The sequence below is a fragment of the Flavivirga spongiicola genome (genome assembly GCF_030540825.1).
Lineage (GTDB): Bacteria > Bacteroidota > Bacteroidia > Flavobacteriales > Flavobacteriaceae > Flavivirga > Flavivirga spongiicola.
Map to the genome: position 1 here is coordinate 1,583,992 of NZ_JAUOEO010000001.1, position 15,171 is coordinate 1,599,162.

The 15,171-nt window shown below is 32.5% G+C and carries 17 protein-coding genes and 1 pseudogene; 4 read left to right on the forward strand and 14 right to left on the reverse strand.

The window, feature by feature from the left end; genetic code table 11:
* Positions 1 to 156: 156 nt before the first annotated feature.
* From aat to Q4Q47_RS06130, 3 genes are all read right to left on the reverse strand, one after another.
* A complete protein-coding gene (gene aat, locus Q4Q47_RS06120; protein ID WP_303305767.1) occupies positions 157 to 780 on the reverse strand; it encodes a leucyl/phenylalanyl-tRNA--protein transferase in 624 nt (207 codons plus the stop codon).
* Between the two features lie 123 nt (positions 781 to 903).
* Positions 904 to 1,281 carry a DUF3127 domain-containing protein gene (locus tag Q4Q47_RS06125; RefSeq protein ID WP_303305768.1) on the reverse strand — a complete coding sequence of 126 codons (378 nt, stop codon included), beginning with the start codon at positions 1,279 to 1,281 and terminating at the stop codon, positions 904 to 906.
* A 26-nt stretch (positions 1,282 to 1,307) separates the two neighbouring features.
* Complete coding sequence (locus Q4Q47_RS06130; RefSeq protein ID WP_303305769.1) at positions 1,308 to 2,177, reverse strand: flavin reductase family protein; 870 nt, start codon at positions 2,175 to 2,177, stop codon at positions 1,308 to 1,310.
* Positions 2,178 to 2,391: 214 nt separating this feature from the next.
* Here Q4Q47_RS06130 and Q4Q47_RS06135 point away from each other — a divergent pair, with 214 nt between their 5' ends.
* On the forward strand, positions 2,392 to 3,555 hold the full coding sequence (locus Q4Q47_RS06135; RefSeq protein ID WP_303305770.1) for a sensor histidine kinase: 1,164 nt from the start codon (positions 2,392 to 2,394) through the stop codon (positions 3,553 to 3,555).
* Positions 3,548 to 3,898 carry a hypothetical protein gene (locus tag Q4Q47_RS06140; protein WP_303305771.1) on the forward strand — a complete coding sequence of 117 codons (351 nt, stop codon included), beginning with the start codon at positions 3,548 to 3,550 and terminating at the stop codon, positions 3,896 to 3,898. Before Q4Q47_RS06135 ends, Q4Q47_RS06140 begins: the two co-directional genes overlap by 8 nt.
* On the opposite strand, the gene Q4Q47_RS06145 is transcribed toward Q4Q47_RS06140, so the two are convergent.
* Positions 3,893 to 4,282, reverse strand: coding sequence for an HIT family protein (locus Q4Q47_RS06145; RefSeq protein WP_303305772.1), 390 nt, complete (start codon positions 4,280 to 4,282; stop codon positions 3,893 to 3,895). The two genes, Q4Q47_RS06140 and Q4Q47_RS06145, sit on opposite strands and share 6 nt — an antisense overlap.
* A 73-nt stretch (positions 4,283 to 4,355) precedes the next feature.
* A complete protein-coding gene (greA, locus tag Q4Q47_RS06150) occupies positions 4,356 to 4,829 on the reverse strand; it encodes a transcription elongation factor GreA (RefSeq protein WP_303305773.1) in 474 nt (157 codons plus the stop codon).
* A 172-nt stretch (positions 4,830 to 5,001) separates the two neighbouring features.
* On the opposite strand from greA, the gene Q4Q47_RS06155 reads away from it, so the two are divergent.
* A complete protein-coding gene (locus tag Q4Q47_RS06155) occupies positions 5,002 to 5,430 on the forward strand; it encodes a Rieske (2Fe-2S) protein (RefSeq protein WP_303305774.1) in 429 nt (142 codons plus the stop codon).
* A gap of 50 nt (positions 5,431 to 5,480) precedes the next feature.
* Here Q4Q47_RS06155 and Q4Q47_RS06160 read toward each other — a convergent pair whose 3' ends face one another.
* The 8 genes from Q4Q47_RS06160 to Q4Q47_RS06195 form a co-directional block, all read right to left on the reverse strand.
* Positions 5,481 to 7,736, reverse strand: a complete 2,256-nt coding sequence (locus Q4Q47_RS06160; RefSeq protein ID WP_303305775.1) for a TonB-dependent receptor — start codon at positions 7,734 to 7,736, stop codon at positions 5,481 to 5,483.
* Positions 7,737 to 8,014: 278 nt separating this feature from the next.
* Entirely contained in the window at positions 8,015 to 8,422 is a 408-nt protein-coding gene (arfB, locus tag Q4Q47_RS06165; RefSeq protein ID WP_303305776.1) for an alternative ribosome rescue aminoacyl-tRNA hydrolase ArfB, read from the reverse strand.
* Positions 8,423 to 8,424: 2 nt separating this feature from the next.
* Entirely contained in the window at positions 8,425 to 9,972 is a 1,548-nt protein-coding gene (locus Q4Q47_RS06170; protein ID WP_303305777.1) for a DUF4301 family protein, read from the reverse strand.
* Between the two features lie 3 nt (positions 9,973 to 9,975).
* Positions 9,976 to 10,539, reverse strand: a complete 564-nt coding sequence (locus Q4Q47_RS06175) for an ATP-binding protein (protein WP_303305778.1) — start codon at positions 10,537 to 10,539, stop codon at positions 9,976 to 9,978.
* Positions 10,500 to 11,132, reverse strand: a complete 633-nt coding sequence (gene pnuC / locus Q4Q47_RS06180) for a nicotinamide riboside transporter PnuC (RefSeq protein ID WP_303305779.1) — start codon at positions 11,130 to 11,132, stop codon at positions 10,500 to 10,502. The genes Q4Q47_RS06175 and pnuC overlap by 40 nt, the downstream gene beginning before the upstream one ends.
* The gene (locus tag Q4Q47_RS06185) at positions 11,116 to 11,376 is read right to left on the reverse strand and encodes a thiamine-binding protein (RefSeq protein ID WP_303305780.1); all 261 of its coding nucleotides are present in this window, start codon (positions 11,374 to 11,376) and stop codon (positions 11,116 to 11,118) included. The genes pnuC and Q4Q47_RS06185 overlap by 17 nt, the downstream gene beginning before the upstream one ends.
* A 114-nt stretch (positions 11,377 to 11,490) precedes the next feature.
* Positions 11,491 to 12,252 carry a geranylgeranylglyceryl/heptaprenylglyceryl phosphate synthase gene (locus Q4Q47_RS06190; RefSeq protein WP_303305781.1) on the reverse strand — a complete coding sequence of 254 codons (762 nt, stop codon included), beginning with the start codon at positions 12,250 to 12,252 and terminating at the stop codon, positions 11,491 to 11,493.
* Entirely contained in the window at positions 12,253 to 12,879 is a 627-nt protein-coding gene (locus Q4Q47_RS06195) for a 4'-phosphopantetheinyl transferase family protein (protein WP_303305782.1), read from the reverse strand.
* A 131-nt stretch (positions 12,880 to 13,010) separates the two neighbouring features.
* Between Q4Q47_RS06195 and ahcY the strand changes: the two genes are divergently transcribed.
* On the forward strand, positions 13,011 to 14,327 hold the full coding sequence (gene ahcY, locus Q4Q47_RS06200) for an adenosylhomocysteinase (protein WP_303305783.1): 1,317 nt from the start codon (positions 13,011 to 13,013) through the stop codon (positions 14,325 to 14,327).
* Between the two features lie 89 nt (positions 14,328 to 14,416).
* Here the strand turns inward: ahcY and Q4Q47_RS06205 are convergent.
* A pseudogene (locus tag Q4Q47_RS06205) lies at positions 14,417 to 14,953 on the reverse strand (IS1595 family transposase); the annotation flags it as partial.
* Positions 14,954 to 15,171: the final 218 nt, after the last annotated feature.

Sequence of the window (15,171 nt, forward strand, 5' to 3'; positions counted from 1 at the left end):
GGTTTTAAGCATCAAATTTATATGCAAATGAGTATTCTAATTACAGCTAACCATTGAGGATATAAAACCCTTTTAATACTGAAATAAGTTCGGCACAAGTTATTCTACATCTAATGTTGAACGAAATTAGTTGGAAATTTTTATAAAATCAAGTTATTATAAGTACCCTAAAAAAATAGCTCTTGAAATCTCTTCAGCTCCCAAACTTTCCAAATGATTTGTGTATACCTGACAGTCTATAAGTTTATAATGCGTATTTTGAATAAACGTGACAAAACCTACCTTACTGGCATTACTCTCTTTGGCAAACATACTTTCTCCACAGAACACATCATTACCTAAATCGACTCCATAAAGTCCACCAACTAAGGTATCACCTTTCCAAACCTCAACAGATTTTGCATAACCTAATTCGTGAAGTTTCATATAAGCTCCAATCATATCATCTGTAATCCAGGTACTTTTTTGGCCATCACGTTTTATTTCGGAGCATGCGATAATCACTTCTTTAAAAGCCTTATTAACAGTAACTATATAATCCTTATTACGGAGTATCTGTTTCATACTTTTTGATACTTTTAATTTATCTGGAAATAGTACAAAACGTGGATTTGGCGACCACCATAAAATAGGCTCTTCTGCTTCAAACCACGGGAAAATTCCTTTTTGGTAGGCATACACTAAACGCTTAACAGATAAATCGCCTCCTATAGCTAATAAACCATCTTCGGTAGCTTCATTCACATCTGGAAACCATATATTTTCTGTTAGGTATTGCATTATAGTTTTATTTCAAAAATAAAAACCTCCAAGTTTCAATAAACAAAGAGGTCCATATTATTAAGATTCCCGCCGAAGTCTATCTTGAGCGAACTCGAAAGACGGGAATGGTAATCATTTTATTTAAAAAGGAAGATCATCATGATCGTCTTCTTTTAAATCTCCAGCAGGTTCAAAAGCATCCGCTGGTGGTACTGGTGGTAAATTTTCACCTGAAGCTTCAGCTTGTAAAGCCTCAATTCTCCATCCTTGAATCGAGTTAAAATATTTAGTTTCTCCTTGCGGATTTACCCACTCTCTACCTCTTAGATTAATACTAATTTTAACTTGTTGTCCTACCTGGTAACTATTTAACAAATCTGTTTTGTCCTGAACAAACTCCACCATAATGTGTTGTGGGTATTGCTCTTCTGTTGTTACTACGATCTCTCTTTTTCTAAACCCATTACTCCCAAAAGTTTGAGTTTCTCCTACCATTTTTATTCTTCCTTGAACTTCCATTAATTATTATTTATATCTATTTAAATTTAACTTAGCAATATTTTCCAAGCACTTTCAACATCACCAAAACTCAGGTAATTACGTGCCAATTTATGTTTTTGTCTATGAGTAGCCGTTTTAATATTCGAATACCGTGCCCCTAAATCTTCAACAAAAAGCTTCACACTTTCATCTGTAGGCAACGTTTCTATATTGGCTAACATACCTAAATCATTTCCAGTTAAAACCATACTATTTTTAACATGATCTGGAAAATTATCAACACCAATTCCTAATGTTGATAGTGGTTTTGGTATTTCAAAAAAGCCTTTTTTAGCACGCGTGTAATAACTGCCGCCTGCTCTGGCAACCAAATCTAATTTTTGTTGATTTATAATACCATTTTCATCAAGCACATCCTTATCTATATGAAGTTTAACAACTTCGCAAATAATTAAATTTCCAGCACCTCCTTCTGTTCCTAACTTAACAATATCGTTCACCTTGCATTCAAACTGTACTGGTGCCTCTGCTACACGAAATGGTTTAACAATATCAGATTTTAACATGGTTAACCCCGATTTATCAAACTCATTAACTCCTGCCGGATATTCCGTACTACTTAACGACATCTGATGAACCATATCGTAATTCACTACATTAATAACCACTTCTTTTGTCGCTTCAACATTTTGCAATGTATGCTTTGTCGTATTATCTCTAACACGTCGTGCAGGTGAAAATATCATGATAGGCGGATTCGCACTAAACACATTAAAAAAGCTAAATGGCGACAAATTTGGACTTCCATCTGCATCCATAGTACTGGCAAAAGCAATTGGTCTTGGTGCAACTGCACTCAACAAATAACCATGTAATTTACTGGTTGATAAGCTTTTTGGCTCAAACGATGTCATTAACCTTTTTTAGTTTCAACAAAACTAATTAAAAAATTCGTTAAAACTTAATCTAGTGGTTATTATTAGTTTACCTCTGTCAAAATAAACTAATTTATCCTATCTAAAAAAGCAAACAAATAAATATCTTGTTCTACTAAAAACCAATTTACTAACATCTTGAACAATAATTTTAACAGATTTGCATTATATTACAAATTCAATTTGATTATTAATGGTTTTTACAAAATATGGTAACGCATTTCGTTGGATTATTATAATAGCATCTTTCGTTGTTGTCTCTCTCATTTTATGGAAAACCTATGAGTTTTTTCAGCATTTTAAGGAAGAAGAACGCACCAAAATGGAAAATTGGTCGTTTGCTCAATCTGACTTATTAAAAACTGATAATCTTAATGGAGATATAGGTGAATTACCTTTAAAGGTGATTACAAGTAACAAAACAACTCCTATGATTAAAGTTAACACTGATGGTAGTTTTGACTTTAATAATATAGACGAAGATAAAGCTAAGGATTCGGCATATATTAAAAAACTAATTTTAAAATTTGAAAAAGAAAACACTCCGATTAATGTAAAAATTGATGGTAAACTTATTAGCAAAATATACTACGGCAATTCCCCCTTACTAAACAAATTAAAATATTATCCGTTAGCACTGTTACTTATTGTTTTTTTATTCGGTGCTGTTATTTTCTTTTTTTATAGTAGCAATAAGAATGCTACCCAAAATAAATTATGGTCTGGTATGGCTAAAGAAACAGCCCATCAAATTGGAACCCCCCTATCTTCTTTAATAGGTTGGACCGAAATTTTAAAAAGTGAACATGTTAACCCAGATTATATTGCTGAAATTGAAAAAGATGTTGACCGATTACAAACCATTACCGAACGCTTTAGTAAGATTGGTTCTCTACCTACTTTAGAAGTCTCCGATATTATTAAAGAAACTATTGATTCTTACGATTATTTAAAAGCAAGATCTTCAAACCTTATAGACTTTGAAATTATAATCCCAGATGGCGATATTCCCGTAAATCTTAATAAACAATTATACAGTTGGACTATCGAAAACCTAGTTAAAAATGCTATTGATGCCATGAAAGGCAGAGGGAAGCTTATAGTTGAAATTTCTCAGTTAGAAGACAATGTAAAAATTAGCATTACCGATACCGGAAAAGGCATCCCTAAAAAAGATTTCAATAAAATCTTCAGCCCTGGATATACTACAAAAAAACGTGGCTGGGGATTAGGTTTGTCACTCACCCGGCGCATTATCGAAGATTTTCACAATGGAAAAATAAAGGTTTTACAATCTCAAAAAGATAAAGGAACCACTATACAGATTAGTTTAAAAAGCGCCCCTTATTATGTCTGAAAAACTAGTTACCATAAAAGAAGTTATATTAAAAAACAACTGCCCCGAGTGTTATAGTAATGAAGGTTTACGTTTAACTTTCAAGCAAAAAGTGATTGACACTAAGTTTTATAGATCCATGACTTCTCAAATTAGCCATGAAATTGCCTGTAAAATATGCAATACCATTATTTATCCAGTAAAATGGACCGATGATATTGAACGTGTTTTTGAATATCAGAAAAAAGCATTTGTTCCCAAAAGGGCATCAACCTATTTAAAGAAAACTTCATGGATTGCTATTATTTTAATTATTATTATAGCTATTGCCATAATATTGTTAGCAATGTATCCTAATTTATAATTGAGCTTTAATAGTTTCTGCTAAGTTTTGGAATTCTTCTGTTGAAAGTTTTACCTTCTGAATAAAACGAGCATCTTCCATAGTATGTAATGGAATTAAGTGCACATGCACGTGTGGCACTTCCAAACCTATAACAGACACACCTACTCGCTTACAGGGTATTGCTTTTTCTATGGCTAAAGCAACATATCTTGAAAAACTCATTAAACCATTGTAAGTAGCTTCATCTAAATCAAAAATTTTATCAACTTCTTGTTTAGGAATGCAAAGTGTGTGCCCTTTACTATTTGGGTTTACGTCCAAAAATGCTAAAAAGTCGTCTGTTTCAGCAACTTTATAACAGGGAATTTCTCCGTTAACTATTTTTGTGAAAATTGAAGCCATATTATTGAGAGGGTTTTGTTAGAGTTTCTCGCCATCATTTCGTTAAATCTAATATGGCGTGTAGGTATATCAATTATCTGGAAATTTCTATAATATCAAATTTCATAACCCCATTAGGCACTTGAATTTCAGCAACATCTCCAACAGATTTACCAAGTAACCCTTTACCTATGGGAGAATTTACAGAAATTTTGCCTGAAGCTAAATCTGCTTCTCCATCGGCTACCAAAGTATAATTCATTTCCATACCATTGGTTTGGTTTTTTATTTTAACTTTAGACAATACTAATATCTTAGAGTTATCTAACTGAGACTCGTCAATAACACGAGCTCCCGCTAATGCATCTTCTAATTTAGAAATGCGCATTTCTAACATTCCTTGTGCTTCTTTAGCAGCATCATATTCGGCATTTTCACTTAAATCACCTTTATCCCTAGCTTCAGCAATAGCTCTAGAAGCTTTTACACGCTCTACATCCTTTAACTGCTTTAGCTCTTCTCTTAATTTTTTTAACCCTTCAGGTGTATAGTATGATACTTTACTCATAACTTCATCGTTTTACTTAATAAAAGATGCTGAAAACACACTTTGACATAGCTCAGTGCAAGAGTTCAGCATAAAAAAATCCCGCTTACACGAGATTGTATAACAAATATACAAAATATTTAACTCAATTTGCTTTTTGTTGTAAATTGCATTCTTAATTTTTAGAATTACTATGAAATCCATTTTCTGCCTCATTAGCCTCATTATTTTATCATCTTGCAGTAAAAACTCTGTTGATAATAAAAATTGTAAATTTTTATTAGACTTAGGCGTCAACCTTAATATCAATCTTAGTTTACCACAATATAGTCAATTACCTTTTGCAGGAAACTCTGTATACATAGAAAACATAGGAAATGCGGGAATTATTGTTGCCAGTACAGGTGCCGACTTTTTTGCATGGGATGCCAGTGACCCAAATCATACACCTAGCGCTTGTTCTGCGCTTGTTCCTTCCGGATTAAATGCTACTTGTGGCTGTGACGATGGCAATGAATATAGCTTAGTTACCGGACAACCATTAGGAAGTAATAACCTGCCATGTGGTTTAAAAAATTATAGAGTAGAAAAAAACGGAAATAACCTCTTAATATTTAATTAACGCCTCCTCTAACCCCTCCTTTGGAGGGGAATTGAGAAGGCTTTATTTTATTAGAATTTTAAAGTAAGGCCTAATAAAAAATTAGTCGTTGCCTGTGGGTAATAAAAATTCTCTGTTATAGGTGCATCAGATGATCCTACTGGTCTATAAAAATAACTGTAGGTATAACCGTTAGAAACGTACTCAGAATTGAATAAGTTATTCACCAACAAATTAAGTCCTATTTCTTTAATCCATTTTGGTTGAATTTTATAAGATATATTCAAATTATTCACAAAATAAGCATCCATGCTTTTATCATTACTGGACGTATTATCTAAATACTGCTTACCAACATATTTAGACAATAATGCTATACGTCCATTTTTAATCGGAGAATAGGTTAAAGTACTTCCAAAAATAATACTTGGTGAAAAGGAAATATCTGTATCTTCAAATTGTGTAACTACGGGCTCATAAGAAACGCTATCAAATGTATTCGGATCATATTGAGTATCATAAATTACATAATCAAATGCTTTTATTTTATTTTGACTAAACGTAGCATTCGCATCAACTCTAAATTGATCAGACACTTTATAACCCGTTTGCAATTCTATTCCTGCCCTATAACTCTTTGCTACATTTTGTCTAATAGGATCTCCTACATCGTCTAAATCTCCTGTTAAAACCAACTGATCATTATAATTCATATGATATAGATTAACAGTTGCGTAAAAGTTTGCTCTTTTTAGTTTGTAACCAAACTCAAAATCATGTAATTTTTCTGATTTTGGGCGTACAGGGTTTTTAGTCAAATCATCTCTATTCGGTTCTCTGTTAGCTACAGCATAAGAACCATAAATACTATTATAATTATCTATTGTATATGTTAATCCTATTTTAGGGTTGAAAAAATTATACGATTCCTTTACATTAATATTTAATAGATCTGAACTTGTTCCAACAGACTCATAATTTACACTTCTATATTGTAAATCTAACAAAGCAAATAAATTGCTACTAATATTATATTCCGCTTTAACATACGTATTAAAATCTGTTTTATCTCCATAACTAAAATAGTAATGACTTCTAACTGGTATTGAAGACGCAAATGAATCCCAAATAACCTCACCAAAATGATCCCCTTTATAAGTATTATAACCGCCACCTAAATACAAATTTAGGTTGTCTTTTGTATAGTTAAGGGAATAAACAAATGCATAAAAATCGTTATCTAACCAACGTCTCCTAATAACGTCTCCTTCATCAGATGCATTTACATTATCAGGGAAGTAATCACCTAATGATTCGCCATCTTTATACTGTTCAAAATACCCTTTTCCTCTGGTAAAATTTCCTGAAATGTTTGCAGAAAAGAGACTATTAAATCGATGAGAAAAATGTAACTGATAATGTGTTTGTTCATAGTTATCCACCTCATTATCGTAAGTGTAAAAATTATACGTTCTTCCGGAATTTAACAGATTCTGAGCTTCTTCATCAGAGGGAAAATTTCTATCAATAAATGCCTGTATCCCATCTCTGTCATTATTTACAACGGCTTCTGGTGTACCATACCAAGACTGGTAGGTTTCTTCTTTTCCTCCAAAAACAATCGCTTTTACTGCTGTTTTTTCATTTAAAAAACCAGCTTCTAAATAGTATGAATTTAAATCTGCTCTTGCTCTATCTATATAGCCATCACTTTGAATATTAGACAATCTTCCTTCTGCATAAAAGTTATTTTTAAGACCTGACCCAATACTAATATTGTGCTTTCTGGTTCCAAAACTTCCAACGGCATTCGTAGTTGTAGCATAACCTTGGCTTGAAGGGTTTAAGGTTTTTAAATTCAAGCTTGCTCCAAAAGCGCCTGATCCATTTGTTGATGTTCCCGCACCACGTTGTAGCTGTATGTCTTCTACAGAGGATACAAAATCTGGCATATTAACCCAGAACGTCCCTTGACTTTCCGCATCATTATAAGGTATTCCATTGATAGTCACATTGACTCTGGTGGCATCACTACCACGTACACGAATCCCTGTATACCCAACTCCTGCACCTGCATCACTTGTAGTTACTACAGATGGTAACTGATCTAATAAAATAGGTAAATCCTGACCTAGATTTATAGACTCCAACTGTTCTTTTTTAATGTTGGTAAAAGCGACTGGTGTTTTGTCTTTAGCTCTAGTTGCCGAAAGAAGTACTTCGTCTAGTTTCTCTGTTTTGGTTGAATCTTGTTGTCTTTGATTTTCTTGCGCATTGGCACTGACTGATAACACTAATAGTGTTAAAAAAAGAAATAAATTTTTCATTACGATTATGTCTTATAATCGAATAAAAAGAGGTAATTATTCTTTATGGTTATTAATTAATTTTTTAAATCCCTAAACAGCATTACCTGTTCTAGGTTCATTGGGTATGATCTCAGCTTTCTGAAAGTTAAAAATTAAAAGTTAAAAGTTAAAAAGTCTAAAAGTTTTAGACTGCTAACTGAAAACTGATGACTGTTAACTGAACAAGCACCCCTTTTTGAGAACGCCGCAAAGATAATAACAATTAATAATTGCCAATGTGCTAATTGATAATTATTTTAATCAATATCTGGCTTCTTTCTATTTGCTTTTTTATCAGAAAGATTACGCTTATTTTTTAATCGCTTTCTAATAACTGCTTTAGGAATTTTAGTAGGAATGCGCTTTTTTGGAATAATTAACCCTACTCGGATTAATTCCAGAAAGCGTTTTATGACGAGCTCTTTGTTTTTATGCTGGCTTCGGCTTTCATCGCATTGTAAAATTAAAATGTGCTCTTTAGTTAACCTATGCTGAAGCTTTTTTTGAAGACGTTCTTTTTGTTCTTCACTAAATACAAATGATTCCATTAAGTTAAAAGTTAACTCAACTTTTGAGGACACTTTATTTACATGTTGCCCACCACTTCCAGAGCTTCTAATGGCTTTAAAGTTTATCTCTTGTAATAAGGCATCTTCATTAAACATGACTATATCTGGTGTGCTGGTTTAAGTAAATCGTTAACCGTTTTTACAGGATTGAAAGTACTTAAAGGAACCTCAACAAAAATAGAATTCCAAAATGCCATACTGCCATTCCATAATCCAGGAAGTTCTAATGCTTTTATGTCTATACCATTTTGAGTTTTTAGGGTTATAAAAGCTGCTTCAGGATCTACAAACTCTTTAAGATTGAACTTTTCTCCTTTATAGTTTTTAACACCACAAACCAAATCTGTTGGATTAAAATGAGTCGCATTTTTCACAATTTCTTGCTGTGTTTCATCTTGAATATTGATTTGAGCAAACTCTACCACTTGTAATGATATATCTCCACTTTCATCTTTCACCCAAAATGGTCCTCCTCCTGGCTCTCCTTCATTCTTAACCATGCCACATACACGAATTGGGCGATTTAGTTTTTCTTTTAGATATGCCCTTTTTTCTTCTAAAGTAAAATCTTCAAAGTCTGCATTAATAACGACATTCATCTTATTAGATAAAAATAATGCCATTTCTAAAAGTTTCTCTTCTAAAACAACCGTTTCATCAAGTTTATCCATAAACGCAAAAACCTGTTCTTGAACTTTTACAAGAATACCTACAAGCAATTTTTTATATTCTGAAACCTCAATATTTTTTTCAGAAACGACTATATTATCAACATTTTTAATAAAAATAAGATCGTTATTTAAGTCGTTTAAATTTTCTAACAATGCACCATGTCCAGCTGGTCTGAATAAAACAGAGTCATCTTCATTTCTAAAAACGACACCTTCCTTGGTTAATGCAACCGTTTCTGTTGCTTCTTTTTGATATGAAAACGATACATTAAATGTCGTATTCGTTTTTTGCTCCAGATCCTGTTTTAAACGATTTAACTCATCGATAAAATAAGAATGATGCTTTTCTGATACTGTAAAATGAAGGTTTGCCTTATTGTTTGACGATGCGTACAATGTTGACTCAAGCAAATGTTCTTGAAAAGCTGTTATGGTTTCATTTTCATATTTATGAAAAGGAAGTAATCCCTTAGGAAAAAAACTATAGTTAAGGCTATTTTCATCCAACATAGTTTTAACAAATTGCAGCTGTTTTTCACCTGGCGATAAGTTATCAAAATCTGAGTTTTCTTCTTTAGCTTTTGATACTACCTGATTATAAAACGGAAATTTTTCCAAATTAGAAACAAAAGTTTTAATCAATGTATCGTTATATTTTTCAGCGTAGTCTTCAATACTTTCATTTGAAGGATTGAAATTATTTAAAAACTGAAATAAAAATTTAAACATTCTGGTAGCCGCTCCAGATGCTGGCACAAACTTTAATAAGGATAAAGAATTTAGCTTTGATTCATACAACTCAATAAAATCTTTCTTTTCACCCTCACTATAACTCTCAATACCTTCTCCAATAGTTGCAGCTGCTACTAAATTAGAATAGGACATCCCATTTTTTATACGTACTACTTGGGCATTAACCTGTTCTATGGTAATCCCTTTTTTTTGTATTTGTTCAATGTCTTTTTCTCTAAACATCAATTATTTTTTTAATAGCTTGTTAATATGTTTAATTGCTGTTTTCAGGCGTTGTTTTTTATCACCTTTAAGCAATACATAAGGTTTTTTACTTTTTATTAATTCATTTTGAAAAGCTTCAAACATCTTTTCTCTATGCTCAGGTTTATCACGCAAATCATCAGCTTCCCAAGGCGTGTCAATATAAGTTAAAAAATATAAATTGTAAGTATTCTCTAACGCGTATTTTTCAAGTATTGGGTCACAACTTCCTAAATAATAAGCTTCAGAATACACCTTGGTTTCTAGTAAATCGGTGTCACAAATTAAAACCGAATCTGTTTTTTTTGCCAATTCGTTTTCTAGTTTCATCTGCCCTTCTGCAATCGGTAATAAATCATCTGGCTCACAAGTTTTACGTTCATTATTCCATTTGTTTTGAAGATATTCTCTTGCATATTCTGGCACCCAAACGGAATCATAATATCTAGCCAACTGTTTTGACAAGGTTGTTTTACCTGTAGATTCCGGACCAAATAAAACTACTTTTACACAGTTTGCAAATTCTTGTTTATACTTTTCTTCCATGATAAATAACCAAATATTGCTATAAATGTAAATCCTAAATATTGAAAACTAGTAAATGTGAACCCCTTATAAAAATATAATGGTACTGATATGAGATCCCCAATAATCCAAAAAACCCAATTTTCTAATTTTCTTCTTGCCATTAACCACATGCCAACAAAAAATATGGCTGTTGTGAGCGTGTCAATATAAGCAACCCAACTTGTCCATTTATCAAAAGCTTTGTAAACCAAAAACACAAATAATAAGGTTGCTAAAAATATAAACACACTAATCTTTTTCTCTTTGATTGTTGTTGTTGAAATTGGTGTTACATGTGTTTCATCTATTTTTCTTGTCCAAATATACCAACCATAAACACTCATTATAAAATAATATGCGTTTATCATCATATCCCCCAAGAGTTCCCACTTGAATAATAAATACACAAATATTATGGTGCTTATCATACCCGTTGGAAAAACCAAAACCTTATTTTGTTTTGAATACCAAACAGAAAGAAACCCGAAAATAATTGCTATTATTTCTAATAGTATATCAATTGTTTCATAGCCGGAGTACTGTCCGAAGAAAAAATCAAAAATGGGGCTCATAATCGTGTCTATCCGATTTTACAATCTTCATATATAATAAACCACTTTCCATAAGTTCGAAAGCTTCTTTAATTTCTGTAGTAAGAAGTTTCATTATCTCGTCATAATCACCATAAACTTGTGTGCTTAATGGGTTTTCCATAACCTTAAGATTTGAAGCTCTTAATTTTTTTATAAAGTGAATAATGGCAGGTTCAAAATCGTTCTGCAAAGGTGTTATCGTTAATTCTACTGATATTTTCATCGAAAATTTTTATTTTCATTTCCACGAAGGTGGAAATCTCATATTATTTATTTGTCTTGTGAGAAATTATTATGCTAAACTTATCTTTTCTTCTTGTTCTCTATATTCCTCATTTTATTTTTCCCCTTTGGGGAAATGTCTACCGGACAATGGGGATTTTAATTCATCAAAAAAAGATTCATCTTCTTCAAAAACCGTACCAATAACTACTAAATCAGCTCCGGCATTGTATGCATTTTCTAATTGTTTTTTACTTCTAATACCTCCACCAACTATTAATGGAATATTTAATGCTCTATTTACATTTGATATAATTTCTTTTGAAACCGAAAGCTTTGCGCCACTTCCCGCTTCAAGATAAATCAATTTCATTCCAAGTAATTCACCTGCTTTTGCTGTATCCACAATATATTGAATATTAGTTCTTGACAGTGGTTCTGTTCCTGTTACTCTTTCAACTGCTGTTTCTTTTCCATTTTCAATTAAAATATAACCTGTTGAAATGATCTCAAGATTTGTTTCTTTTAATTTCGAAATAGACCTTATATGTTTCCCAATTAGATACTCAGAGTTTCTCCCTGAAATCAAAGAAAGGAATAAAATAGCATCTGCTTTACCTGTAATTTGGGTGACATCTCCCGGAAATAGGACAACAGGAAGTTGCGTATGTTTCTTTATTTCTTCAACTAAAATACCAGTAGCATTTTCATCAACAGAGCTTCCTCCAACAAATACATGCGTAGCTATAGATATATTCACCTTATTAATAAAACTTGATACCTTATCAAATTTTATTTTATCGGGATCTATTAAAACAGCAAGTTGTTTCTCTTCACCGGAAACCGATGTTAATATGTCATTATAAATATGTTTCATTTAAGCAATTGCGTATGCACAGGTAAACCCTTCAAACTCTAAAAATTGAATATTATAACGATGCTTTTCTGTTTTATAATCAATCCAAGCAATCGTTTTATCATCATTATCAGAAAACGGAATCACCAAACAGTGTTTTTGAAAGCTCAACCCAGGGGTCGCAAATAGTTTATAAAGTGATTCTTTTATACACCAGATAGCAGTCAACTTCTCTATATAGTTTTCATCATTCTCACCTAAATAGTCATTCTCATAACCAATAAATTTATGAGCTATTATGGTGATTTTATCTCGCTGTTTTTCAACATCTATTCCAACTATTAAATCACTAATAATAATTGCTGAAAAATGAAACGAATGCGTAATAGAAATTTGCTTTCCGTCTTTTAAGTGAGGCTTCCCATTTTCGTCATAAGACAAATCTGAATCTTGATACCCAAATTCTGCTAATAAACAACGAACGCTTAGAAAACCTCTTTGATGCAATTCACTTTTCATTCCTAAAACACGCTCTAAACTTTTAGGCTTTAAGTACACAGATTGCATTAAATCATCATAAGACTCATCAATCTTCCAGATTTTAACAGTAGTTTTTGAATTTGGGTTTATGGTTTTATAAAGTGGCATTTACTTTTCTAAAAGTTATTAGTTATCTTTGCACCTCCTAATCAGGGTTGTAATTTTTGATAAGCGAATTTAACTATTTAAGTGCTAATCACAATCTTGTTTGGGTTTAAAAACAAAAAGAAAATATTGATATGAGTACAAAAACGATTCCTTATGTAGCCAACAAAGTAAAAGACATTTCTCTTGCTGATTGGGGGCGAAAAGAAATAGAATTAGCCGAAGCAGAAATGCCAGGGCTTATGAGTTTACGTGAAGAATACAAAAACTCACAACCTCTTAAAGGAGCAAGAATCGCCGGATGTTTACACATGACTATTCAAACGGCTGTTTTAATTGAAACTTTACAAGCTTTAGGGGCTGAAGTTACTTGGAGTTCTTGTAACATATTCTCTACACAAGACCAAGCTGCTGCTGCGATTGCTGCTGCTGGAACTGCTGTCTACGCATGGAAAGATATGACAGAAGAAGAATTTGACTGGTGTATAGAGCAAACACTTTTCTTTGGTGAAGACAGACAACCGCTTAACATGATACTTGATGATGGTGGCGATTTAACTAATATGGTTTTAGATAAATACCCGGAATTAGCTTCTGGAATTAATGGTTTATCTGAAGAGACTACAACTGGTGTTCACAGGCTTTACGAGCGCGTGAAAAATGGTACATTACCAATGCCTGCCATTAATGTTAACGATTCGGTTACAAAATCAAAATTCGATAACAAATACGGTTGTAAAGAAAGTGCCGTAGATGCTATTCGTCGTGCCACAGATATCATGCTTGCTGGAAAACGAGTAACTGTTTGTGGTTATGGTGATGTTGGTAAAGGTACTGCTGCTTCTTTTAAAGGTGCAGGTAGTATTGTAACGGTTACAGAAATAGATCCTATTTGCGCATTACAAGCTGCTATGGATGGTTTTGAAGTTAAAAAACTAGAAACTGTTATTGGTAATACGGATATTGTAATTACTACCACAGGAAATAAAGACATCGTTCAAGCACGTCACTTTGAAGCTTTAAAAGACAAAGCTATTGTTTGTAATATTGGGCATTTTGATAATGAAATTGATATGGCTTGGTTAAACGAAAATCACGGGCATACAAAAAACACCATCAAACCTCAAGTTGATAAATATACGGTAAACGGTAATGATGTCATTATTCTTGCCGAAGGTCGTTTAGTTAACTTAGGTTGTGCTACAGGTCACCCAAGTTTTGTAATGAGTAACTCCTTTACCAACCAAACTTTAGCACAGATTGAACTTTGGAATAATGCTGATGCTTATAAAAACGACGTTTATATGCTTCCAAAAGCATTAGATGAAAAAGTGGCTAAATTACACTTAGCAAAAATTGGTGTTGAGCTAACTGAGCTTCGCGAAGAACAAGCAAGTTACATTGGCGTGACTGTTGATGGTCCTTACAAGCCTGAACATTACAGATACTAGATTTTAGACAATTAGAGCGGCTACGCTCATAGAAATTAAGACCCTTGCAGAAATGTGAGGGTTTTTTCTATTGTAAGAAACTTAATTTTATGAAGTGCTATAAAGTTTAAACTCCTTATTACTTTCTATCTGTCTAATATTATAGGCTTTAAACAGGTCTGTAGCCTCTCCATTTATCTGTTGTGGTAGTTGTATCCCCACTGGATATGATTTATTTACAAAATATATTGAAGCGACCTTGTCGAAAAACCTTTGTCACGAATGGTATACATACGTTTTATTTTTCCATCATCGGTAAGTTATGCAACTGTGACTGCTTTCTTTTTATCACTTTGGCAAGTGCTCCCTCCCACTTTGTCTTGTTCCCAGCCCTCTTGATACAAATTCATCAACATGAACATTTCCATCCATTGGACTTTTGTTACTAGAGGATATGGCTTCTCCTATTTTAAGCATAAAAAGACGAGCCATTTTTCCGGTAACATCGTAGCGAATTCCATATAACTTATTGAAGGTTTTTAGTGCTTGTTGCCTTTAAAACAAATAAAAAACACCTTGTGAATACCAAATTTGACCTTATGGAAGATCGTGTTTTCTGTAGCAAATTCAATATTTCTACAAATATTCCTCAAATGATACTATAGAGCAAAAAAGGTATACTGTGGAATTACTCCCTATAGTCCAGATTTAAATCCTATAGAAATAGACACAGACAAAATATTAGAGAAAAATTTTACTATAATTGATGGAAAAAATAACAAAAAATGAAGAGTTATAAGAAAAATCTTTAGCTTGTGTTTTATTCTTATAAATAATCAAAAATTATTACAAATTTATGTGTGCG

Coding starts and splice junctions, on each gene's coding strand:
- Q4Q47_RS06140 (WP_303305771.1), top strand. CDS start 3,548: ATGTCTGAAAAACTAGTTACCATAAAAGAAGTTATATTAAAAAACAAC.
- Q4Q47_RS06160 (WP_303305775.1), bottom strand. CDS start 7,736: ATGAAAAATTTATTTCTTTTTTTAACACTATTAGTGTTATCAGTCAGT.
- Q4Q47_RS06125 (WP_303305768.1), bottom strand. CDS start 1,281: ATGGAAGTTCAAGGAAGAATAAAAATGGTAGGAGAAACTCAAACTTTT.
- Q4Q47_RS06135 (WP_303305770.1), top strand. CDS start 2,392: ATGGTTTTTACAAAATATGGTAACGCATTTCGTTGGATTATTATAATA.
- Q4Q47_RS06145 (WP_303305772.1), bottom strand. CDS start 4,282: ATGGCTTCAATTTTCACAAAAATAGTTAACGGAGAAATTCCCTGTTAT.
- Q4Q47_RS06195 (WP_303305782.1), bottom strand. CDS start 12,879: ATGCCACTTTATAAAACCATAAACCCAAATTCAAAAACTACTGTTAAA.
- Q4Q47_RS06185 (WP_303305780.1), bottom strand. CDS start 11,376: ATGAAAATATCAGTAGAATTAACGATAACACCTTTGCAGAACGATTTT.
- pnuC (WP_303305779.1), bottom strand. CDS start 11,132: ATGAGCCCCATTTTTGATTTTTTCTTCGGACAGTACTCCGGCTATGAA.
- greA (WP_303305773.1), bottom strand. CDS start 4,829: ATGAGTAAAGTATCATACTATACACCTGAAGGGTTAAAAAAATTAAGA.
- Q4Q47_RS06170 (WP_303305777.1), bottom strand. CDS start 9,972: ATGTTTAGAGAAAAAGACATTGAACAAATACAAAAAAAAGGGATTACC.
- Q4Q47_RS06190 (WP_303305781.1), bottom strand. CDS start 12,252: ATGAAACATATTTATAATGACATATTAACATCGGTTTCCGGTGAAGAG.
- ahcY (WP_303305783.1), top strand. CDS start 13,011: ATGAGTACAAAAACGATTCCTTATGTAGCCAACAAAGTAAAAGACATT.
- arfB (WP_303305776.1), bottom strand. CDS start 8,422: ATGTTTAATGAAGATGCCTTATTACAAGAGATAAACTTTAAAGCCATT.
- aat (WP_303305767.1), bottom strand. CDS start 780: ATGCAATACCTAACAGAAAATATATGGTTTCCAGATGTGAATGAAGCT.
- Q4Q47_RS06130 (WP_303305769.1), bottom strand. CDS start 2,177: ATGACATCGTTTGAGCCAAAAAGCTTATCAACCAGTAAATTACATGGT.
- Q4Q47_RS06175 (WP_303305778.1), bottom strand. CDS start 10,539: ATGGAAGAAAAGTATAAACAAGAATTTGCAAACTGTGTAAAAGTAGTT.
- Q4Q47_RS06155 (WP_303305774.1), top strand. CDS start 5,002: ATGAAATCCATTTTCTGCCTCATTAGCCTCATTATTTTATCATCTTGC.